Raw genomic sequence first — 19,933 nt, 5'->3', positions numbered from 1 at the left:
GGGGACGACCCACGCACGCCGGAAGGCGCCGGCCCGATGGGCATCGAGCCGCCCGGTGCCGTCGACGGCACCCGGGGAGCCGCCACCGGTGAGCCGGACGACGACCGGTCGTCCCCCCTCGGCAGGCTGGCGGCGACCGTGGAGCGGCTGCGCCGCGAGGTGCGGGCGGCGCACGCCGAGGCCGACGGGCGGGCCCTGATCGAGCTGGCCAAGGGCATCCTGGTCGAACGGCTGGGCTGCGGCCCGGCGCAGGCGGCCCGGCAGCTGGCCGAACTCGCCGAACAGGCAGGGGTGACACCCCTGGAGTTCGCGGTCGACGTCATCAACCAGGCCGCCCGGGACCGCATGTCGGAGGTGACCGCCGCCTTCTTCGCGGCCACCGCGGCCCGCACCGAGGCGGTCGACCCCGAGGGCGCCCACTCCTCCGCCGTACGGCTGCGGGCCGCCGAGAGCGGTGCACTGGCCGCCCAGGACACCCAGGCCGTGGCCGAGTCCCTGCTGGAGCATGCGCTGGCCCCCCTGGGCGCGGAGGCCGTCGCCATCTGGGCACTGGGCGCCGACGGCTCGCTCACCCTGGTGGGCAACGCCGGATTCTCCTCCGCCGAGGCCGGGCGCTGGCGGCATGTGCCGCCGGGCGTGGCGACGGTGGGCCGCCGCGGCCTCGCCGAGCGCTCGGGGCACTGGATCCGCAGCCTGGCCGAGACCGGGCTGCCCTCCATCGGCCAGCACCACCATCCCGACGGCGGCCGGGTCGCGGTGGCGGCAGGCACCGGCGGACGTATCCACGGCGTCCTGGAGATCGTCTGGCCCGCCCCGCTGCACGGCACCCCTCCCGCACCGGTCGTCCGGCAGATCGAGGCCCTGGCCGAGCTGTGCGCGCACACCCTGGACACCGGATCCCCGGACCAGGCCCACGGAGACTCCGGCCGGCCCGTCCTGCCCGGCGTCACCGAGCTGATGGACCTGGCCGACGGACTCCACGACCCCGCCCTGGTGCTCATGCCGCAGCTGGATGCCGACGGTGACCTCGTCGACTTCCGCATCCACCACGTCAACGGCCGCTTCCTGGACCCCGGCGGCAGGCCGCGGGCCGTCATCAACGGCGCCCTGCTGCTGGAGACCTATCCGATGGCCGCCGGCCACAGCGAGCTCTTCGAGCGGATCGAGCGCGTCTACGCCACCGGCGAGCCCTACCGCGCCCACCGCATGCGGCTCACCGCCCTGGTCGACGACGTCCCGCTGGCGGCGGTCGCCGACATCAACATCAGCCGGCACGGCGGCTGCGTCCTGCTCATCTGGCGCATCGAGGACGAGACCGCCCGACTGGCCAGCCTGCTCCAGCACGCGCAGCGCCTGGGCCGTATCGGGGGCTTCGAGGAGAACCTCCTCACCGGCGAGATCACCTGGAACGGTCAGCTCTACCACCTCTACGGCAAGCCCGCCTCCGGCGCCCCGGTGCCGCTGGAGGACCTGCCCGCCCATGCCCACCCCGACGACGCCGTCACCATCGGCCGCTTCCTGCGCACCCTGCTGCACCACCGCCGGCCCGCGTCCACGGCCTTCCGCCTGCAGCGCCCCGACGGCGTCACCCGCCATATCCGGGTGGTGGCCGAACCGGTCCTCGACTCCGGCGGGCAGCCGTACGTCGTACGCGGCGCCTACCAGGACATCTCCGCACACCACTGGACCGAGGTCGCTCTCGCCGCGACCCGTGACCAGCTCGCCCACACCGAGCAGCAGGCCAGCGAACGCGACCGACTCACCCTCCAGCTCCAGCACGCCATCATGCCGCCGGCCCATGCCCCGCTGGAGGTCGCCGGGCTGGACCTGGCCGTGCGCTACCGGCCCGCGGAGACCCAGCATCTGGTCGGCGGCGACTGGTACGACGCGGTCGTACTGCCGTCCCGGCTGGTGCTGGTGTGCGTGGGCGATGTCGCCGGACACGGCATCGAGGCGGCCACCAGCATGGTCGTCCTGCGCAACGCGCTGCGCGGGCTCGCCGTGACCGGCGCCGGACCGGGGCAGTTGCTGTCCTGGCTGAACATGGTCACCTATCACCTGACCGGTTCCGTCACCGCCACCGCGGTGTGCGGTCTCTACGACCCCGACCGCCACACCCTGCGCTGGGCACGGGCCGGTCATCTGCCGCCCGTGCTGGTCCGTGCCGGTGAGGCGGAGCCGCTGCCTCTGGTCAAGGGGCTGTTGCTGGGTGCCGTGCCCGAGGCCGAGTACCAGGAGCACGAGGTGCAACTCGCTGCCGACGACACCTTGCTGATGTACACGGACGGCCTGATCGAGCGCCGTGACCGGTCCGTGGAGGAGTCCCTGGCGCAGATGCTGACGACCGCGCGCACGGTTCCGCCGACCCTGGAGCAGCAGCTGGACCGCCTGCTGACCCACAGCAGATCCGACACCGACGACGACACCTGCCTCGTGGGCATCCGCGTGGCGCCGTGCTGACGACCCGCTTCCGCGACGGGGGCCTCGGTACCGCCGGGTGAAGGGGAGCGGCGCCCCGTTGACGCACGGTGCGACCGGCCGGCCTCGCGGCGGTCCGGTGGCCGACGGCGTCAACCGGGCGATCAGGGGTACCCGGCCCCACGGAGGTATCCGAATGTTCGAAGCAGGCGATATCCGAGAGTGGCGCGGTCACGATGTGGTCGACGTCTCCGGGCACAAGGTCGGCGTCCTGGAATCGGTCTACGTCGACACCGCGACCGACCAACCCTCCTACGCCACCGTGACGGTCGGTCTGCCCACCCGTCGCCGCCTGGTGTTCGTTCCGCTCGCGAACGCGACCGTCGGTCCGGGCTATCTGAAGGTCGCCTACGACAAGGACACGGTCAAGAAGGCTCCCGCGATCGACACGGACGGCGAACTGCCGGCCGCGCAGGAGCCTGCCGTCTTCGCGCACTACGCACTGGACTACACCCCGGGCGCCGGCGGTGAGCGCCGCCTCGCCCGCCGCTGACCCGCCGACAGCCGACAGCCGAAAGGAGAGCCGATGAGCCTGTTCCTGCTTCTGATCCTCGTGGCCCTCGTCCTGGGCATCATCGGGTTCACCGCTCACGGACTGTTCTACCTGCTGGTCATCGGTGCGGTGGTGCTTCTCGCCGACCTCGTCTACGCCGCGGTCAGACTCCGCCACGCGGGACGGCGCCGCGTGGCCCGCTGACCGTCACCCGCCGGTCCCGGTGATGGTGAACAGCCGGATGGCCCCGGTGATCGTCAGGAGCCGGCTGACGGCCGGTCGCAGGGGGCCGATCAACACCAGGTCGCGCCCGGTGGCCCGATGGCGGAGACGGGCCTCGATGAGGGCGTTGAGGAGCATGCTGTCGGCGAAGGTGACCTGCGTCAGGTCGACCGCTGTCACGGGCATCGCCGCACGATCGGCCGCCTCCCAGGCCTGTTCGAAGCCCTCGGCGTCGGCGTAGTCGACCTGGCCGCGCACGGTGATCACGAAGGTCTGCTCGCCGCGGTCGATATGCACTCTCAGTTCGGGAGCCGAGGGCATCGCACCATCCTCGTGTCACGGCTTCCGACGGGCCGGCCACGTCGCGAAGCTGACGGGCGAGCCGAGGGGAGCCCTTGGTGCGTGCGCCGGGACGTCCGTGCGACACCGGCGCGCGCGCCGGTCACCCTTGGGTCGTTCGAGATCACGTCCAGTCTCCGAAGTTACGAGACATATCGCACAGTTACCGCGCATCGCATCAATACGGGGGTACTCGGACCAGGTAAGAGCAGCATCCATGACTGTTGTCGTTTGACAATAATAGCCATGAGGCAACAGAGTAGCCGAGTCGGACGTACACGGGGAAGGACCTGGAATGTTCCGGTGGACAGGGACCGCCCCTGGCGACCGGTCGCCATCGTCACGGAGCGGTGGTGGCACCGGTGCCGTGAAGGGTTGTTCAGGCGGTCCGGCTGTCGGATTCGGGGGCCTCGTCGGGTATCTGCGTCGCCGCGGTGGCGCAGAACGCCTCAAGCCCCTCGAGGAGGGCGACACGCTTGGCGGCGGGCATGTCCGCCAGCACCTTCTGCAGCTCACTCTCCCGGCGGGCACGCAGATCGGCCAGGAAGGAGCGGCCCCGGCCGCTGAGATGCAGCCGTACCTCGCGTCGGTCCTCCGCACCCACCATGCGCTCGATGAAGCCCGCGGCCTGTAGCCGGTCGCACAGTCGGCTCGTGGACGGAGGGGTGGAGGCCAGGGATTCGGCGAGAGTGCGCAGATTGATGCCGTCGTGGTGCTCCAGGATGTGCAGCACCCGCAACTGGGAGGCGGAGGTAGGCGCGGTCGAGGCACGGCCCCACACAACTTCCAGCAGCTCAACGGCCTTGGTGGTCACGCGTGCGACCTCATCGGGCTCTGGGCGGCGGCGGAAGGCAGTCACGATCACACTCTCGCAGGCACTGGGGCATCTTTCAGCCTACTAGGAGCCCCAGCCCACACGGACCCCCCTCGGAACGACCGACGCGGCTCTTCGCGAAGCCCCGCCCACGCGGCCGGGCCCGCCCGTTGCCGGGAGAAAGAATGGTGCATTCCTCATCGTGAACAGATTCCAGACCGCTGAGCGCGCCGTGCGCGCAGCGGCTCCCCACGAGTTGCTCGACGCCGTCCGCGTCGTGCTGACCGAGCTGTACGGCGCGGAGGCTGTCGAGCTCTTCATGGCCGACTACGGCCTGACAGCACTGCAGCCGGTGTCGGTACGGCCGCACAACCTGGTACCGGTGCCGGTGCACGGCAGCCCTGCCGGCCGGGCCTTCGGTTCGCAGGAGCCCTACTGCGAGGAGGGCCAGGACCGGCGGATGCGCGTCCACCTGCCGGTCAGCGTGCGCGGCGACCGGCTCGGCGTACTGTCCGTGACGCTGCCCGGCGGCGACGCGGCACGCGGGTGTGTGCCCGAACTGGCCGAGATCGCCGAGGTGCTGGCGCACGAGGTGCTCGTGGCCGAGCGCGACACGGACCTGTATCTCCAGGCCCGGCGCAAGGACCGGCTCACCCTGGCGGCCGAGATGCAGTGGCAGTTGCTCCCCGGTCGCTCCTGCACCCGGCCCGAGTACGACCTGGGCGGCCAGCTGGAGCCCGCGTACGCAGTCTTCGGCGACAACTTCGACTGGTCCGCCACCGCCGATCGTCTGATGCTGTACGTGACGAACGGCATGGGCGAGGGCATAGAGGCGGCTCTGCTGACCAGCCTCGCCATCAACGCCCTGCGCAACGCGCGCCGCGCCGGAATCCCCATCGCCGACCAGGCGGCCCTGGCCGACCAGGCCGTCTACGCCCATTACCGGGGACGCTGCTATCTGTCCGTCCTCATGTTCGACTTCGACCTGGACACCGGGCGGGTGAGTGTCGTGGACGCGGGCTCCCCACAGCTCCTGCGGCTGCGTGGCGGCACCGTCGAACGTGTCCCCTTCGAGGCGCAACTGCCCCTGGGCATGTTCGAGGAGACGGACTACGTGGCGCAGGAATTCGCGGTCGAGCCCGGAGACCGGCTCGTCTTCGTCAGCGACGGCGTCCACGCGGTGCACTCCCCGAAGGGCGAGGCATACGGGGATCGGGCGCTCGCCCGGGCCATCCACTCCACCCGGCTGCTGCCCGCCGCCGAGGTACCCCGCGCCATCCTGCGTGAACTGGCAGGCCACCGGGGCGAGGCCGTCATGGCCACCGACGACGCCTTGGTCGTCTGCCTGGACTGGCGCGGGCGCCCCCGCCCGTAGTGACCCGGGACGCGGGTTCCGGTCCGTCCCGCCACCGCGCGAACGCCCGGGGGGAACGGTCGGTGGCGGACGGCCCGCTGTGCCGAGCGGGACGGCCGCCCGGCCTTCGATCAGGCGGTTCGGGCCCCTGGGCCGCACCGTCGCGGTAGCGCCAGGACGACACGTCGAAAGGGCGCTGCCGCGACAGTGCCGGTGCGCTTCTGCCGGCGGAGATCCGGCCGTGCGCGGGCGTGTGCGCGTGCCCGCCGCCCCTCTCGGCAGCGCGGGCCTGCCGTCCGACGCGACCTGTCCGCGGGACCGACGCCACCCGCCGCTGCCCCGGGCGGGGCCGACGCGCCGGGCCCGGTCAGGGACCGCCGCCGTGACGATCGTGCGCTCCGCGCTCCTGGGCGGCGGCCAGAAAACCCTGGAGCCCGTGCCCGAGAGCCTCCCGCTCGGCCGGCTCCATGGCCCCGAGCACGACGGCCAGGGCGCGCGCTCTGCGCACGGCCACCTCGTCCAGGATCCGGTGGCCTTGCCGTGTCAGGAGCAGCCGTACCTCGCGCCGTCTCCGCGGATGCAGCACGCGCTCCAGCAGACCGGCCGCTTCCAGCCGGTCGCACAGGCGGCTGGCGGTCGGCAGCCCGATCTTCATGCCCACCGCCAAGGCGGTGAGGTTGAGGCCCGGCTCGTCCTCCAGAATCCGCAGTGCCCGCAGTTGGTGCGGCGACAGGCGCAGGTTCGCGCTCTGCGCGGCGTCCGACCAGAGGTGGGTCAGACGGTCCACAGCGTCGGCCAGCGTCGAGGAGAGGGAGGCGGGGCCGTCGCGCGGTCCGCCTGATGATTCGTCCCTGGAGCCACTCAGACCGGTCACGGAGGCATCACTTTCAGAGTCCCGCTGTCATTGCAGGTGTCATTGCAGGTATCACCTATGCAAACGCCGTACCCGAAGAGCCGCCGGGCAAGCACTCCCGGCCGGGCCGGTCGGGTCATCGCGCGGCTCCCGTTCGGAAGACGCGCCGCGTGACCCGGCAGCCGTCCGCGGTACGGGGTCGTCCTTCCGGAGCCGTTCAGCGGTGGTCGGTGTCGTCGGGGAAGGGCCGGAACAAGCCGCGCCCACCGGACCACCGTTGAACAACGGCGAGGAACAGACCGCCGGCGGCCCACCTGCGTACACCGGGCGTTCGCCGCGTGTCCCGCGAGCCCGATCCCGGCGGCGCGCCGGCGGTCACGTCAACCCCGAGGTGATGACCGGCGAACGGCCTGCCGGTTCCGAGGGCGGCCGTCGCACGCGCGCCGCTGTCGGACCAACCACTGCTGGTCCTCGACGAGTTCTCCAGCGGCTTGGACACGGCTACCTCTGAAGCTGTGTTCGAGAAGCTGCTGGAGAGGATCGCCTCCACGACTCTGGTGGTGATCACACACCGGCTGCCCGCGCTGCGTGACGGCGACGGTCGTCGTCAGGATGGAAGCGGGGAGGGCGACGGAAGCGGACACCCTCCGGACCGGAGGTCCTCAAGCGCCGCCCATGGCGAACTGAGGCAAGCACCCCAGCCGACCGACCAGATGCCGTGTGCAGTCCGTCAAGGTCGGTCCGATGCCGGCCCCTGTAGAGTGAAAGCGCCCTTGACCTGCAAAAGCAGGCAGGGAGCCGACCCGCAGGAGCATCCACATGCTGCGCACCATGTTCAAGTCCAAGATCCACCGAGCCACCGTCACCCAGGCCGACCTGCACTACGTGGGATCGGTGACCATCGACGCCGACCTGCTCGACGCAGCCGACTTGCTCCCCGGCGAGCTGGTCCACATCGTCGACGTCACCAACGGCGCCCGGCTGGAGACGTACGTCATCGAGGGCGAGCGGGGCTCCGGGGTCGTCGGAATCAACGGGGCGGCCGCCCATCTCGTGCACCCCGGAGACCTGGTGATCATCATCAGCTACGCTCAGGTCACCGACGCCGAGGCGCGTACGCTTCGGCCGCGGGTCGTGCACGTCGACCACGACAACCGCGTCGTGGCCCTCGGCGCCGACCCGTCCGAGCCGGTACCGGGCTCGGACCAGGAGCGCAGCCCGCAGGCCGTATCGGCCTGACCGGCGGACCAGGAGGGCGACATGAGCGACATCGAGATCCGCGACGACCGTGCGGCGGGCCGTCTGGAGGCGGTCGCCGGCGACGAAGTCGTCGGTCACGTCGAGTACTTCGTACTGGAGTCGCCCTCCCGGGCCCTGGTGCCGGTCCACACCATCGTGGAACCGGAGCACGAGGGGAAGGGCATCGCGGGCTCCCTGGCCCGCGAGCTGTACGCGATCGCCGAGCGCGAGGCCACCCCGGTCGCCCCGCTCTGCCCGTACGTCGTCAGGTGGGCCGAACGCCACCCCGAGGTGGCGCCGGCAGCGGACCCCGAGCTGCTGCGCGCGGCGAAGGAATGGCTGGTCGCCCACCCCGGCCGCTTCTGAGGAACCGCGCGTGCTCGCCCTGCTCCATACGTCCCCCCTCCACATCCCCGTCTTCGACGCCCTGCGCGACGAGGACCACCCGGGCCTGGAGCTACGGCACCTCGTGGCACCGGAACTCCTGGCCCGGGCCCGCCGGGAGGGCCCCGAAGCGGTCGCGCCGGAGGTCACGGCGGCGCTGGAGCGGGCGGCGGCGGACGGCGTACGCGCCGTGCTCTGTACCTGCTCGACGATCGGCGAGGTGGCGGAGCGGGCCGCCGACAGCGTCGGCGTCCCGATAGTCCGGGGCGACCGTCCGATGGCTACGGCCGCGGTGGCAGCGGGCTCCCGCATCGCCGTCCTGGCGACGGTCGAGAGCACCCTGGCCCCGACCCTGGCCCTGATCGAGGACGAGGCCCGGCGCGCGGACCGCCCGATCCGCGCCCGCGCCCAGGTCGTGGCGGACGCCTGGACCCACTTCGAGGCCGGGGACATCGAAGGATGCGCCCGTCTGGTGGCAGCCGCCGCGGACGCCGTGACCGACGCCGACGTGATCGTCCTGGCTCAGGCCTCGATGGCCTCGGCCCAGCGGCTGACGACCGCGGCCGTCCCGATCCTCTCCAGTCCGCGCCCCGGCCTCGCGGCGGCGGCACGGGCGGCAGGGTGAGTGCACCAGCCCGGTTCGGGTACGTGGGTTGTACACCCCAGAGGTGAAGTCGAGCCACTGGCCGGAGGACGCCATGACGAACCCACAGCCCACCCCGGTACCCCCTGACCCTCAGCCTCCGGACCCCTTCCCCAGCCCGGTCCCCACCCCCGAACCACCCCCGGCCCCGGGCCCCGTCCCCACCCCACCCGTACCTACTCCCACCCCGCCCCCCGTTCCCCCGAACCCGGACCCCACCCCAGAACCGGGCCCACCCCTCACCTGAAGTCCCCCGAAGGGGCCGCAAACCCGCACCCACCCGAGAGGCTCGGCCCACACCGCCCCTTAGGGGCGCGGGGAACTGCGCAAAACCCACAACGAACCCGCACCCACCCGAGAGTCTCGGCCCACACCGCCCCTTAGGGGCGCGGGGAACTGCGCAAAGCCCACAACGAACCCGCACCCACCCGAGAGTCTCGGCCCACACAGCCCCTTGGGGGCGCGGGGAACTGCGCAAAACCCACAACGAACCCGCACCCACCCGAGAGGCTCGGCCCCCACACCCCCCTTAGGGGCGCGGGGAACTGCGCAAAACCCACAACGAACCCGCACCCACCCGACAAGCTCGGCCCCACCCCCCCGGGGGGACGCGGGGAACTGCGCGAATCCGCAGCTCACCCGCACCCGTCTGCGACAACCCAGGCCAGGCCCGGCCCGGCCCGGCTACGCGGTGACCTCGCTGCGGTCCCCGCCCCACAGCGTGTGGAACGCCCCCTCCCGGTCCACCCTCCGGTACGTGTGCGCCCCGAAGAAGTCCCGCTGCCCCTGCGTGAGCGCCGCAGGCAACCGCTCCGCCCGCAGCGCGTCGTAGTACGCCAGCGCCGCCGAGAAGCCGGGCACCGCGACCCCCTCCCGGGTCGCCGCGATGATCACCTCACGCCAGTCGTCCTGCGCCCCGGCGATCTCCCGGGCGAACGTCTCGTCGGACAGCAGGCTCGGCAGGTCCGCCCGCGCGTCGTACGCCGCCCGGATCCGGTCCAGGAACGCCGCCCGGATGATGCACCCGCCCCGCCAGATCGAGGACACCGCACCGAGGTCGATGTCCCAGTCGTACTCGTCGCTGCCCGCCTGGATCTCGTGGAAGCCCTGTGTGTACGACACGATCTTCGACGCGTACAGCGCCTGCTCCACCCGGTCCGCGAAGGCCCCCGCCTCCGCCTCGGACAGCGCCGTCGGCTTCGGACCGGCCAGGCCCCGGGAGGCGGCCCGCAGGTCGGCGTGACCGGACAGCGAGCGCGCGAAGACCGCCTCGGCGATGCCCGACACCGGCACGCCCAGGTCGAGCGCGATCTGGACGGTCCAGCGGCCGGTGCCCTTCTGCTCGGCCTGGTCCACCACCACGTCCACGAACGGCTTGCCGGTCGCCGCGTCCACGTGCGCCAGTACTTCCGCCGTGATCTCGATGAGGTACGAGTCGAGCCGGCCGGTGTTCCAGGTCCGGAAGACGTCCGCGATCTGTGCGGGGGAGTACCCGGCGACGTCCCGCAGCAGCTGGTACGCCTCACCGATCAGCTGCATGTCGGCGTACTCGATGCCGTTGTGGACCATCTTCACGAAGTGCCCGGCGCCGTCGGGGCCGATGTGCGTCACACACGGCGCGCCGTCGGCCGCCTTCGCCGAGATCTTCTCCAGCATCGGCCCCAGCGAGTCGTACGACTCCTTCGGGCCGCCCGGCATGATGCTCGGCCCGTGCAGCGCGCCCTCCTCGCCGCCGGAGACGCCCATGCCGACGAAGTGGATGCCCTGCTCGCGCAGCGCCTTCTCACGGCGCCGGGTGTCCGCGAAGTGCGCGTTGCCGCCGTCGATGATCATGTCCCCGGGCTCCAGGAGCGGTGCGAACTCCTCGATCACCGCGTCCGTCGGGTCACCGGCCTTGACCATGATGACCAGCCGGCGGGGCCGCTCCAGGGCCTCCACGAACTCCTTGGCGGTCTCGGCCGCGATGAAGTCGCCCTCGTCCCCGAAGTTCTCCACCAGCTCGTGTGTCTTCGACACCGTGCGGTTGTGCAACGCCACCGTGTAGCCGTTGCGCGCGAAGTTCCGGGCGAGGTTGCGGCCCATGACCGCGAGACCCGTGACGCCGATCTGCGCCGAAGTGCTCATACCGCCTGCTCCTCAAAGATCAAGTCGATCCCGTAGAACGTGCAAGGGATGCTGCCGCCGCTCATGCCCGCCAGTATTGCCCAAAGGCCATCCTGACTCGCCGTTCGACCGGCCGCACTTGCAGATACGGACCACAGGCGCCGACGCCTCAGTAGCCTCAGGAGACCCTTCGTGGGAGTGCTGTGCGGTCCACCATGCTGACGACGCATCAACTTGGTTTCGCCCCGCGCGGCTTCACGGCGTGACGGCCGTGTCCCCAGGTGCGAGAGCGGCTGATTGCTGTCTTGTCATGGCCTGTTCGGGGCGCTTACTTTTGGCCTTCCTGACGCGCGTGGCGAGGGGGATCTCAGACATGGCCGAACGCGGCCGGCACCGCCGGTACCAGCCGAACAGGATCAACCGCGCCTCGCTCACCGTCACGGCGGGCGGCGCCGGGCTGGCGCTTCCGCTGGCCGCGGCCGGGAGCGCCGACGCGGCCTCCGTGTCCACCTGGGACAAGGTTGCCGCCTGTGAGTCCAGCGGCGACTGGGGCATCGACACCGGCAACGGCTATTACGGCGGGCTTCAGTTCACCCAGTCCACCTGGGAGGCCTACGGCGGCACCCGGTACGCGCCGCGTGCCGACCTCGCCACCAAGGACCAGCAGATAGCCGTGGCCGAGAAGGTCCTGGGCGGGCAGGGGCCGGGCGCGTGGCCCGTCTGCTCGGTCCAGGCCGGGCTAACCCGCGGCGGCGGCACGCCCGAGGTGCACACCGAGAGCGCGACCACCCGCCCGGCGAAGAGTTCGGTACGGGACGTACAGCCGCAGACCACACCGCAGTCCCGGGCCGGCAAGGCCGAGATGTACACCGTGGTGCACGGCGACACGCTCTCCGGGATCGCCGAGGAACACGACGTCACCGGCGGCTGGCACCGGCTGTACTCGGCCAACCGTGCGACCGTCGGCTCCGATCCCGACCTCATTCTGCCCGGCCAGCGGCTGAGCCTGACGGGCCACGCGACCGAGGCCGCGAAGACCGAGCCGTCGGCGAAGAAGACGGCGGCCAAGACGTCCAAGCCGGCCGGGACGAAGACCAAGGCCAAGCCGGAGGCCCGGACCAAGAAGGCCTCCTCCCACAGCGACCACTCCCTCGTCGCCCCGGTCGACGCCCCGATCGGTACGCCGTACCACGCGTCCGGCTCGCACTGGTCGAAGGGCTACCACACCGGCGTCGACTTCCTGGCGCCCACCGGCAGCTCCGTCAAGGCGGTCGAGGCCGGGCAGGTCGTCACGGCCGGCTGGGGCGGTTCGTACGGCTACCAGGTGGTCATCCGGCACGCCGACGGCCGCTACACGCAGTACGGCCACCTCTCGGCCATCTCCGTGCGGGCGGGGCAGAGCGTGTCCACGGGGCAGCGGATCGGCCGCTCGGGGTCCACCGGAAATGTCACGGGCCCGCATCTGCACTTCGAGGTGCGGACGGGGCCCGGTTTCGGCACGGACATCGACCCGGTCGCCTATCTCCGGGCCGGCGGCGTCAGAATTTGACCCGCATCCGGTGGCGGTCGGGTACCGGGGCCGGCACAAAGCCGGCGGCGGGGAGCAGGACGTCAGCCACGTCTGCCACGGACGCGGTGCGCTGCTGGGGCATCTCGACCCGCGCAGGCCGGTCCTCGCCGTCCGCCACCGCCCCGGCAAGGACTCCACCCCCCACCGACAGCCCTCCCACCAGCCCCGCCTGAACCAGACCGGCCTCAGCCAGGTCCACGTCGGCCGAACCGGCGATCGCGAGACCCGCTTCCGTCATACCGGCCTCAGCGAGCCCCGCCTCCGTCAGGCCGGCAACCGTCAGGTCCATGTCGGCCAGACCGGCGGTCGTGAGGTCCGCTTCCGTCGTACCGGCTTCCGTGAGGCTTGCCTGCGTCAGGCCGGCAGCCGCCAGGTCCATGTCGGCCAGTCGGGCGGTCGTGAGGTCCGCTTCCGTCGTACCGGCTTCCGCCAGACCCGTCTCGGTCATACCGGCCGCCGTCAGGTGCGCCTCCGGCAGGTTGGGCTTCGGCAGGGCTGCCTCCGCCAGTTCCACGAGGGCCTCGACCAGCGGTTCCGGTGATGTCTCGGGCTCCGGGACGGTGTCCGCGGGGGCGTGCTCGAGGCGGTCGGTCGTCAGCAGGATCAGGCCGCCCATCGCCACCACACCGCAGGCCAGCGCCAGCAGGGTGCCGGTCGTGCCGTAGCGGAACGTCTCGTCGAACATCGTGATGCCGACCGCGGCGGCCAGCACCGGGTTGACCACCGTCAGCGTGGCCAGCGGCGCGGCGAGGCCGCCGCCGCGGTACGCGGACTGGGAGATCATCACGCCGGCGACGGCGTAGACGCCGATCACGGCCAGCCAGAGCGCGTCGGACACGGCGAGCCCGCCGTCCCAGTCGATCGCCACGACCTTGGTGAACACCGAGGACATGCCGAAGGCTATGCCGGACGCGACGGCGAGCAGCACGCTGCGCACCGCCGGGTGCCGGTGCGCGGCCCGGCCCGCGACCATCAGCGCGACGATCGCCCCGCCGGTGACCACCGCGACCCCGGTCCGGCCGGCGGAGTCCAGGGTGTGGGAGTCGGAGGAGCCCACCAGGGAGAGTAGGCCGGCCAGACCCACGGTGGCCATGATCGCCCCCCGCCAGGCGGTGGAGCCGGCCTTGCGGCCGACGAACAGGGCCGCCATGGGCAGCGCGAACACGATGGTGAGCGCGCCCAGCGGCTGGACCAGGCTGAGGGGGCCGTAGGCCAGCGCCACGACGTGCAGCACGCCACCGAGGCCGTTCAGCGCCATCGCCCCCCACCAGCTCGGGCGGCGCAGCGGCGCGTACTGCTCGTCGGGGGAGGTGACCGCGACCTGCTCCTGCACGATCGCTCCGCCGGCGTAGGCGACGGCGGACACGAAGGACAGCAGCACGGACAACGCGAGGGCGCTCATGCAGGGCTCCTCTGCGTCAGGCGGATCCGCAGGGCGGTCCCGCACGGTGAACGGTCGGCTTCCATGAGCAACACTGTGCCCGCCCGATCGCTTCCCGTCGTCGTACCTGAGCACCCAATGCCTCGTACTACCGATGGAGTAGGGGAGGTCTCTGATCATCCCCAGGGTGGGTGTCGGCGGGTGGAGAGCCGGGGCTCCGGAGTCCTAAGAAGCCTGGTACTACTGCTGTTCGTGGACCTGGACCCCGATCTCGCCGCGCTCCGGCCGCTCGGCGGCTTCTTCGTGCTGCGGACACTCCGATCGGCGGCCGGAGACCGGGAGGCGGTACGGATCACCAAACTCCCAAGCCTTGCAAAAGCTTATAAAAAAGGCACATCGGATGTTTACGAAAATATCCTAACTTTCCGTGTTGGGCTGGTGGCGGCCCGTCTCAGCGCCCCGGAGCCCCGGGTCGCCGCCTCCATCGCCCACCAGGGGCTCGCCGCCCGGCTCTGGTCCGTCGCCCTCGGCTGTGCCGCCCGCTACGGCCGCCTCCCTGACCTGGACCCCCGTCTGCTCCGCTGGGACGCCGGCGCCGCCGCCCCCGACGACCTCTGGCTCACCGAGGTCCGCCCGCTGCCCGGGGGTGCCGGACCGGACACGCTCGCGGAGGCCGTCGTGCACGGCCATCTCGAACCGCTGGCGCAGGCCCTGCGGGCCCGCTACGGCGTCGCCGCCGGCCTGCTGTGGGGCAACGCGGGCTCCGCGCTGGCCGGCGCCGCCCGCGAGCTGGAGCGCTGGGCCCGTGCCGACGGCCGCCCCGAGGCCGCGGACCGGACCCGCACCCTGGTCGACGCCCTCTTCGAGCACCCTCTGCTCGGCGCCACCGGCATCCGCACCGGCCAGGGCTTCCGGCGCCGCAGCTGCTGTCTCTACTACCGGGTACCGGGCGGCGGGATCTGCGGTGACTGTTGTTTCACACAACCACCGCGCTCTTCCCCGGGCGCCGCATCTGGGTGACCATGGAACAACCGGCCGTGGAGATCAGGGGGTTGCGGGTGCGAGTGGGACTGCTGACCCGGGAGTACCCTCCGGACGTCTACGGCGGTGCGGGTGTTCATGTGGAGTTCCTCGCCAAGGAGTTGCGGCCCCTGGTCGACCTGGAGGTGCACTGCTGGGGCGAGGGCCGCGGGGTCGGCGTCGTCCGGCACCGCCCCTGGTCCGCGCTGGACACCGCCAACGACGCGCTGCGCACCTTCTCCGTGGACCTCGCCATGGCCGCCGGCCTCGAAGGCCGCGAACTCGTGCACTCCCACACCTGGTACGCCAACCTCGCAGGCCATGTGGCCAAGCTGCTGTACGGCGTCCCGCACGTGGTGACCGCGCACTCGCTGGAGCCGCTGCGCCCCTGGAAGGCCGAGCAACTCGGCGGCGGATACGCCCTGTCGAGCTGGGCCGAGCGCAGCGCGATCGAGGCCGCCGACGCGGTGATCGCCGTCTCCGGGGCCATGCGCGCGGACATCCTCGGCTGCTACCCCGCCCTGGACCCGGCGAAGGTCCACGTCGTGCACAACGGCATCGACACCGCCCTCTACCGGCCGGACCGCTCCACCGACGTCCTCGCCCGGATCGGCGTCGACCCGGGCCGCCCCTATGTGCTGTTCGTCGGCCGCATCACCCGCCAGAAGGGCGTACCACATCTGCTGCGCGCCGTACGGGACATCGACCCGGGGGTGCAGGTCGTGCTGTGCGCCGGGGCGCCCGACACCCCCGAGATCGACCGGGAGTTCCGTGAGCTCTTCGAGGAGCTGCGCCGGGTCCGCGAGGGCGTGCACTGGATCCCGCAGATGCTGCCGCGCGCGGACGTGATCCAACTCCTGACCCACGCGGCGGTGTTCGCCTGTCCCTCGGTGTACGAACCGCTCGGCATCGTCAACCTGGAGGCGATGGCCTGCGGTACGCCCGTGGTGGCGTCCCGGGTCGGCGGCATCCCGGAGGTCGTCGAGGACGGCAAGACGGGGCTGCTGGTCGACCTCGACGACGACTTCGAGGCAGGCCTGGCCCGGGCGCTGGACGCGATCGTCGGCGACCGGGAGACGGCCCGCCGGATGGGCGAGGCCGGACGGGAGCGCGCCGTGGGGGAGTTCGGCTGGGACGCGGTGGCGCGGCGCACGGTCCGGCTCTACGAGGAGATCCTCAAACAGTCGTAACTGGCAGGCCGCTTGTTGGACGCGATCCGGGTACAGGCTTAGCGGGAGTGCTCCGAGGGCAGGCATGGAGCACCAGGGTGAGGGGAGCGGCCATGCGTCGTGGTGGGCCTTCGGTACTCGGCATCGTGCTCGCGGGCGGGGAAGGCAAGCGCCTGATGCCCCTGACCGCCGACCGGGCCAAACCAGCTGTCACGTTCGGCGGGACGTACCGTCTGGTCGACTTCGTGCTGTCCAACCTCGTCAACGCGGACGTGCTGCGCATCTGCGTGCTGACCCAGTACAAGTCGCACTCGCTGGACCGGCACATCACCACCACCTGGCGGATGTCCAGCCTGCTCGGCAACTACGTCACCCCGGTCCCGGCCCAGCAACGGCTCGGCCCGCGCTGGTACCTGGGCAGCGCCGACGCCATCCTGCAGTCGCTCAACCTCGTCCATGACGAACAGCCCGACTACGTCGCGGTGTTCGGCGCCGACCACGTCTACCGCATGGACCCCCGGCAGATGCTCCAGCAGCACATCGAGGGCGGTGCCGGGGTCACCGTCGCGGGCATCCGCATCCCGCGCGTGGAGTCCTCGGCCTTCGGTGTGATCACCCCGGGCTCGGACGGGCAGACGATAGAGACCTTCCTGGAGAAGCCCACCGACCCGCCGGGGCTGCCGGACGCCCCCGACACGGTCTTCGCGTCGATGGGCAACTACATCTTCACCACCAAGGCCCTCGTCGAGTCCCTGCACCGGGACGCCGAGGACGACGACTCCGTGCACGACATGGGCGGCTCGATACTGCCCCAGCTGACCGCCCGCGGCGAGGCCCAGCTCTACGACTTCGGCACCAACCACATCCCCGGCGAGACCAGCCGCGACCGCGGCTACTGGCGGGACGTCGGCACCCTCGACGCGTACTACGACGCCCATATGGACCTGATCGCCGAGCGGCCCGCCTTCAACCTCTTCAACCGCAGCTGGCCCATCTACACGCACTCCTACCAGCTCTCCCCGGCCCGCTTCAACGCCGGCGGCATGGCGAGCGAGTCCATCATCAGCGCCGGCTGCCTGATCCGTGGACAGGTCACCCGGTCCGTGCTGTCACCGGGCGTACGCGTCGACCCGGGTGCCGTGGTCCAGGGGTCGATCCTGCACGACAACGTGGTCGTGGGCCGGGGTGCGGTGGTGCGCGGCGCGGTCCTGGACAAGAACGTCGAGGTCCCGCCCGGCGCCACCATCGGCGTCAACCCGGACCGGGACGCGGAGCTGTACACCGTCTCCAAGGGCGGGGTGATCGCCCTCGGGAAGGGCCAGCTGGTCTCGTAGCCCCCTCTCCCCGCCCCGGGCCCGGCGCCGTTCCCGCGCCGGGCCCCACTCGTGGTGTCTCCTCGCGTCCCGCCCCGTTCCCTCCCGTCCTGTCCCGTCCGCTCGCGCGACGCGCTGCGCGTGAAACCCCTATGTGCCGGGCTTTGCGGCTTTTCCCCCTCACGATGCAGACAACGACGTCGAACCTTCGGAGGTCATCCGACATGAGAGGGACCCGGCGCACACGGCTGTGCCTGGCCGGGGTGCTGACAGCGTCCGCGCTGCTCACCGTCCCCGCCGCAGGTGCCGCCGAACCGCCCGACGGCCACCTCACCGACCTGGTGAACCCCTTCATCGGGACCCAGGACGAGGGCAACACCTTCCCCGGCGCGGCCGTGCCCTTCGGCATGGTGCAGCTCTCCCCGGACACCGGGCACAGCACCGGCTACGACTACGCCCAGCACCGGATCCGCGGCTTCTCCCTGGTCCACCTCTCGGGCGTCGGCTGCCGCATCGGCGGCGACCTGCCCGTGCTGCCCACCACCGGGGACGTCACGCAGACGGACTACGCCCGGTACGCGGCCGGGTTCGACCACGCCGACGAGCAGGCGAGCCCCGGCTACTACCGCGTCGGCCTCGACTCCGGTGTCCGCGCCGAGCTGACCGCGACCGCCCGCACCGGCGTCCAGCGCTACACCTTCCCGGCCACCGACAAGGCCAACGTCCTGCTCAACGCGGGCCAGGCGCTGCACAAGCCGGTGAGCAGCGAGGTCGAGATCCTCGACGACCACACCGTCCGGACGAAGATCACCGGCCATGGCTTCTGCCGGGAGACCGCCCCCTACACCGTGTACACCGTCACCCGTTTCAGCCGCCCCTTCACCGCCTACGGCACCTGGAACGGCACCGCGATCACCCCGGGGGCCCGTACCGGAGCCGACGGTGCCTATGTCCGCTTCGACGCCACCCGGGACCGTACCGTCGAGGCGACCACCGCCCTGTCCTACGTCGACGCGCACGGCGCCGAGGTCAACCTGCGCGCCGAGGGCGGCCGTTCGTTCGACGCGGTACGAGGACAGGCCCGGGACGCCTGGGAGCGGCGGCTCGGCGGGGTGCGCGTCCAGGGCGGCGACGCGACCCTCCGCCGTACCTTCTACTCGTCCCTGTACCGCGCCTTCCTGGCGCCCAACGTCGGCGACGACGCGGACGGCCGGTACACCGGCTGGGACCGCCGGATCCACCGCTCCGCCGGATTCACCTACTACCAGAACTGGTCACTCTGGGACACCTACCGCACCCAGGCCCAGCTGCTCGCCCTGCTCGCCCCGCGCGAGGCCCGGGACATGGCGCTGTCGGTGCTGAAGGTCGACGAGGACGGCGGCTGGCTGCCCAAGTGGGGCTACGGCACGGTCGAGACGAACATCATGACCGGCGACCCGGTCACCCCGTTCCTGACCACCGCCTACCAGGCGGGCCTGCTCAAGGGACACGAGGAGCGGGCGTACCGGGTGCTGCGGAAGAACGCCGACGGCGTGCCGCCGGCCGCCAACCAGGGCGTCGGCCGCGAAGCCAACGCCGAGTACCTCGCCGACGGCTTCGCGCCCTACGCCAAGGGCCGCCCGCACACCAAGGTCGGCGACTCCGACTACGACCACGGCGCCTCCGTCACCCTGGAGTACGCGCTCTCCGACGCGATGCTCGCCCAGATGGCCCGGGACCTCGGCCATGGCGCGGACGCGGCCCGCTATGCCACCCGGGCCCAGAACTACCGCAACGTCTTCGACCCCTCCACCGGCTTCTTCCGCGCCCGGGACGCCTCCGGCGCCTTCACCGGCGACCCCGACCCGGCCCGGGGCATCGGCTTCCACGAGGGCACCGCCTGGCAGTACCAGTGGCTGGTCCCGCAGGACCTGCCCGGGGTGATCTCCCTGATCGGCGGCGAGCACGCCGCCAACCGGCGGCTCGACTCCTTCTTCGCATACGACCGGCTGCTCGCCGACCCGGAGAAGACCGCGCGCGAGGTGTGGGTGCACGGCAACGCCTACGCCTACTACAACGCGGCCGTCTACAACCCGATGAACGAGCCCGACCTCACCGCCCCGTACACCTACCTCTCCACGGGCCAGCCCTGGAAGACCACCGATGTGGTGCACGCGGCGCTCACCCTCTTCACCGACGGGCCGTCCGGGATGACCGGCAACGACGACCTCGGCACCATGTCCGCCTGGAACGTGCTGTCGTCCATCGGCCTCTTCCCCGTCCAGCCGGGATACGGCACGTGGGGCCTGTCGACGCCGGTCTTCGACCGGGTCGACGTCCGCCTCGACCGCCACTACTGGCCGAGCGGCGGCTTCACGGTGACCGCGCCCGGTACCTCGGCCGCCCACCGGTACGTCCAGACGGCCCGGGTCGACGGATCGGAGTACGGCCGGACCTATCTGACGAACGGTTCGCTGCGCACCCTGCGCTCGCTGGCGTTCACGGTCGGCCCGCGCCCGTCAGAGTGGGGTACGTCACCCCAGGCGGCGCCACCGGCGCTGAGATGACCTCAGGTGTCC

17 protein-coding genes are annotated in these 19,933 nt (G+C 71.7%); 12 read left to right on the top strand and 5 right to left on the bottom strand.

What is annotated here, in order from left to right:
* The first annotated feature begins 36 nt into the window (after positions 1-36).
* The 3 genes from ACZ5K7_RS11585 (at position 37) to ACZ5K7_RS11575 (ending at position 3,175) form a co-directional block, all read left to right on the top strand.
* Positions 37-2,460, top strand: a complete 2,424-nt coding sequence (locus ACZ5K7_RS11585) for a SpoIIE family protein phosphatase (protein ID WP_468912668.1) — start codon at positions 37-39, stop codon at positions 2,458-2,460.
* Positions 2,461-2,614: 154 nt separating this feature from the next.
* Positions 2,615-2,971: a PRC-barrel domain-containing protein gene (locus ACZ5K7_RS11580; RefSeq protein WP_351703520.1), complete on the top strand. Its 357-nt coding sequence runs from the start codon at positions 2,615-2,617 to the stop codon at positions 2,969-2,971.
* Between the two features lie 33 nt (positions 2,972-3,004).
* The gene (locus ACZ5K7_RS11575; RefSeq protein ID WP_351703523.1) at positions 3,005-3,175 is read left to right on the top strand and encodes a hypothetical protein; all 171 of its coding nucleotides are present in this window, start codon (positions 3,005-3,007) and stop codon (positions 3,173-3,175) included.
* A 3-nt stretch (positions 3,176-3,178) separates the two neighbouring features.
* Here ACZ5K7_RS11575 and ACZ5K7_RS11570 read toward each other — a convergent pair whose 3' ends face one another.
* Both ACZ5K7_RS11570 and ACZ5K7_RS11565 read right to left on the bottom strand, forming a co-directional pair.
* Positions 3,179-3,514 carry an STAS domain-containing protein gene (locus ACZ5K7_RS11570; protein ID WP_351703526.1) on the bottom strand — a complete coding sequence of 112 codons (336 nt, stop codon included), beginning with the start codon at positions 3,512-3,514 and terminating at the stop codon, positions 3,179-3,181.
* A gap of 397 nt (positions 3,515-3,911) precedes the next feature.
* Complete coding sequence (locus ACZ5K7_RS11565) at positions 3,912-4,346, bottom strand: MarR family transcriptional regulator (protein WP_351703529.1); 435 nt, start codon at positions 4,344-4,346, stop codon at positions 3,912-3,914.
* A 202-nt stretch (positions 4,347-4,548) separates the two neighbouring features.
* Here ACZ5K7_RS11565 and ACZ5K7_RS11560 point away from each other — a divergent pair, with 202 nt between their 5' ends.
* Positions 4,549-5,721: a PP2C family protein-serine/threonine phosphatase gene (locus ACZ5K7_RS11560; RefSeq protein WP_468912664.1), complete on the top strand. Its 1,173-nt coding sequence runs from the start codon at positions 4,549-4,551 to the stop codon at positions 5,719-5,721.
* A gap of 346 nt (positions 5,722-6,067) precedes the next feature.
* On the opposite strand, the gene ACZ5K7_RS11555 is transcribed toward ACZ5K7_RS11560, so the two are convergent.
* Positions 6,068-6,574, bottom strand: coding sequence for a MarR family winged helix-turn-helix transcriptional regulator (locus ACZ5K7_RS11555; protein ID WP_351703535.1), 507 nt, complete (start codon positions 6,572-6,574; stop codon positions 6,068-6,070).
* Positions 6,575-7,372: 798 nt separating this feature from the next.
* Here ACZ5K7_RS11555 and panD point away from each other — a divergent pair.
* Genes panD through ACZ5K7_RS11540 form a run of 3 tightly spaced genes read left to right on the top strand, consistent with a single transcriptional unit; the run spans position 7,373 to position 8,801 of the window.
* Positions 7,373-7,792 carry an aspartate 1-decarboxylase gene (panD, locus tag ACZ5K7_RS11550; RefSeq protein WP_351703538.1) on the top strand — a complete coding sequence of 140 codons (420 nt, stop codon included), beginning with the start codon at positions 7,373-7,375 and terminating at the stop codon, positions 7,790-7,792.
* Positions 7,793-7,813: 21 nt separating this feature from the next.
* Positions 7,814-8,158, top strand: a complete 345-nt coding sequence (locus ACZ5K7_RS11545; RefSeq protein WP_351703541.1) for a GNAT family N-acetyltransferase — start codon at positions 7,814-7,816, stop codon at positions 8,156-8,158.
* A gap of 10 nt (positions 8,159-8,168) precedes the next feature.
* Positions 8,169-8,801 carry an aspartate/glutamate racemase family protein gene (locus ACZ5K7_RS11540; protein WP_468912661.1) on the top strand — a complete coding sequence of 211 codons (633 nt, stop codon included), beginning with the start codon at positions 8,169-8,171 and terminating at the stop codon, positions 8,799-8,801.
* Positions 8,802-9,503: 702 nt separating this feature from the next.
* Here the strand turns inward: ACZ5K7_RS11540 and gndA are convergent.
* On the bottom strand, positions 9,504-10,943 hold the full coding sequence (gene gndA, locus ACZ5K7_RS11535; protein WP_351703547.1) for an NADP-dependent phosphogluconate dehydrogenase: 1,440 nt from the start codon (positions 10,941-10,943) through the stop codon (positions 9,504-9,506).
* A gap of 352 nt (positions 10,944-11,295) precedes the next feature.
* On the opposite strand from gndA, the gene ACZ5K7_RS11530 reads away from it, so the two are divergent.
* The gene (locus tag ACZ5K7_RS11530; protein WP_468912658.1) at positions 11,296-12,471 is read left to right on the top strand and encodes a transglycosylase family protein; all 1,176 of its coding nucleotides are present in this window, start codon (positions 11,296-11,298) and stop codon (positions 12,469-12,471) included.
* Here ACZ5K7_RS11530 and ACZ5K7_RS11525 read toward each other — a convergent pair.
* Positions 12,461-13,894, bottom strand: coding sequence for a DMT family transporter (locus ACZ5K7_RS11525; RefSeq protein ID WP_468912656.1), 1,434 nt, complete (start codon positions 13,892-13,894; stop codon positions 12,461-12,463). The two genes, ACZ5K7_RS11530 and ACZ5K7_RS11525, sit on opposite strands and share 11 nt — an antisense overlap.
* Positions 13,895-14,125: 231 nt before the next feature.
* Between ACZ5K7_RS11525 and ACZ5K7_RS11520 the strand changes: the two genes are divergently transcribed.
* From ACZ5K7_RS11520 to ACZ5K7_RS11505, 4 genes are all read left to right on the top strand, one after another.
* Positions 14,126-14,893, top strand: coding sequence for a (2Fe-2S)-binding protein (locus tag ACZ5K7_RS11520; RefSeq protein ID WP_468912654.1), 768 nt, complete (start codon positions 14,126-14,128; stop codon positions 14,891-14,893).
* Positions 14,894-14,931: 38 nt separating this feature from the next.
* A complete protein-coding gene (gene glgA, locus ACZ5K7_RS11515; protein ID WP_351703823.1) occupies positions 14,932-16,083 on the top strand; it encodes a glycogen synthase in 1,152 nt (383 codons plus the stop codon).
* 92 nt (positions 16,084-16,175) lie between these two features.
* Positions 16,176-17,396: a glucose-1-phosphate adenylyltransferase gene (glgC, locus tag ACZ5K7_RS11510; protein WP_468912652.1), complete on the top strand. Its 1,221-nt coding sequence runs from the start codon at positions 16,176-16,178 to the stop codon at positions 17,394-17,396.
* Between the two features lie 203 nt (positions 17,397-17,599).
* Positions 17,600-19,921, top strand: a complete 2,322-nt coding sequence (locus ACZ5K7_RS11505; RefSeq protein WP_468912650.1) for a GH92 family glycosyl hydrolase — start codon at positions 17,600-17,602, stop codon at positions 19,919-19,921.
* Positions 19,922-19,933: the final 12 nt, after the last annotated feature.

This window comes from Streptomyces sp. NPDC031497 (assembly GCF_055580905.1).
The sequence above is the reverse complement of the archived record's forward strand: the minus strand, read 5'-3'. Positions and strand labels throughout refer to the sequence as shown.